The sequence below is a fragment of the Areca yellow leaf disease phytoplasma genome (assembly GCF_041920595.1).
In genome coordinates this window covers 107252-109145 of record NZ_CP169277.1, presented here as the reverse complement: position 1 = coordinate 109145, position 1894 = coordinate 107252, and the positions used below count along the sequence as shown (strand labels likewise).

Here is a 1894-nt window from a genome sequence, read left to right as displayed (position 1 = left end):
TTCTTTGGTTTAATTGCATTATTACTAATTACAATTGAAACCAAAAGTAAGATGTCACGGTAAGACCGAAAATGGATAGGGTTTCGTTGCAATTTTAATAATATGTTCTTTGAGGTTCAGTCTTTTAAGCTGCTAACAAAATCTTTTTCAACTGTTTATTCGCTGTAATAACACAATGAACATCAACTGCAAAAACTTTAATATCTTACGTACTGAATATCTTGTTGTTTTCTAAGTTTTTTTTTCCTCTAATTTTATTCCATCTTTTTTATGGCAACTTCACCTAATATATATGTACCTCTATTTTTGATATTGTAATTGTTTTGTGATTTTAATTTTGTTGGGGCAATGTTTTTAAATATTTTTTGAATTCGTTATTTTGATATAATAATTTTATGTTTTTGTGTTTGTTTTTAGATTTATTTGATTATTTGATTTATTTTTTTCTTTATAATTAGCAATTATAAAATATCTTCCAAGTAAACCTTCAAATAAATTAAAAAGATAATTTTAACATCAAAAGTGAATTAAATCTTTGGATTTTTCGCCTACACCAATATATTTAGTGGGCAAATTGTATAAATATTTAATTGCAAAAACAATCCCTCCTTTGGAAGTGCCGTCAAGCTTGGTTAAAATGGCTCCTGAAGTGGAGTTGCTTGATTGAACAAATCAACTTGATTAATAGCATTTTGCCCTGTAGTAGCATCCAAAACTAAAAAAGTTTGTAAATTGGAGGCGGGCAAATGTTTGCAAACTCTTTGATTCGTTCTTTGGCCTTTCTTCTTGAAATTTAAATTAGTTTTGTTTTGTAATCTTCCAGCAGTATCACACAAAATAATATCATAATTTTGACTTTTAGCAAGTTCGATGCCTTCAAAAATAACACTTGCAGGATGAGCTGGCAAAGGCTTGCAAAAAGCTTTATAACACACCTACTCTTTTGGCCCAAATTTGGAAGTTGTTCACCACTGCACCTGCACGAAAAGTATCAGCAGCAATCAATAACTTACTTTTTTGCCTTCTTGTTTCAATGCTTCCAGCCATTTTTCCAATAGTAGTTGTTTTCCTACTCCGAATTGCTCCTGTAAACAAATACATTTGAGGCAAGTTATTTTTGAGATTGAAGAAAAAGTGTCTTTGGGATTTGTTGGATTGGAATCTTGATTTTGTTTTCTTGTTCTTTTTTCTTGTTCTTGCGGACTTTCTAATATGCCTTTCATACCTTTCATATTTTGATACCAAATCAAACATTTTAGAACACAACAACAGAAGGAATATTTTGAGATTTTTAATTTGTAAATTGAATTAATTTCATCTTTGATAGCTTGCATCAAAAAAAGAGTGGTTTTAGTACCAAAATCAGCTTGAATTAACAAACTTTCTAATGCTTGTAATAGGGTTTTTCGATATTATTGGAATTGTTTCAAAAGAGTTTGAAAATCTAGAAAACTAGCTTTGGTTTTTTTAAGACCTAGTTGATATTTATCATTGTATTTTTATTTTTAAAAATTACTAACATTTAAACATTTATAAACTCTCTTTTTGAAAGTAATTAAGGTATCAAAATAAAAAACTTGCTGCCCCAGTATTATAACTAAAATACTTGCTTTTTGATTGAGTTTTTTGGGTTTGGGGATTCTTTGTTATCATAAATATTTAAGGATAAATTAAAAAATGAAATAGGCCATAAAGATTTTATTATATTTTAATTAATTTTGTTGAAATAAGATATGTTGATGCATAATATAAGTAATAGTACAGCATTATAAATATGAAGCGCTTCGCAAAAATAAAGCAAAGGTAAAAGTGTTACTGTCTGAATTGTAAATGTCTGATGTTATTAATCCTCCTTTTTACAAAAAGTTCCACCAAGTTTTAATAAACGTACATG

2 protein-coding genes and 1 pseudogene are annotated in these 1894 nt (G+C 28.2%); all 3 read right to left on the bottom strand.

The annotated features are described in order from the left end of the window. Window positions 1-516: 516 nt before the first annotated feature. Window positions 517-935: pseudogene (locus ACEW7V_RS00575) on the bottom strand (hypothetical protein). Continuing rightward, window positions 925-1047, bottom strand: coding sequence for a hypothetical protein (locus tag ACEW7V_RS00570; RefSeq protein ID WP_374695544.1), 123 nt, complete (start codon window positions 1045-1047; stop codon window positions 925-927). Before ACEW7V_RS00570 ends, ACEW7V_RS00575 begins: the two are co-directional and overlap by 11 nt. Beyond that, a complete protein-coding gene (locus tag ACEW7V_RS00565; RefSeq protein WP_374695543.1) occupies window positions 1002-1379 on the bottom strand; it encodes a hypothetical protein in 378 nt (125 codons plus the stop codon). The genes ACEW7V_RS00570 and ACEW7V_RS00565 overlap by 46 nt, the downstream gene beginning before the upstream one ends. Window positions 1380-1894: the final 515 nt, after the last annotated feature.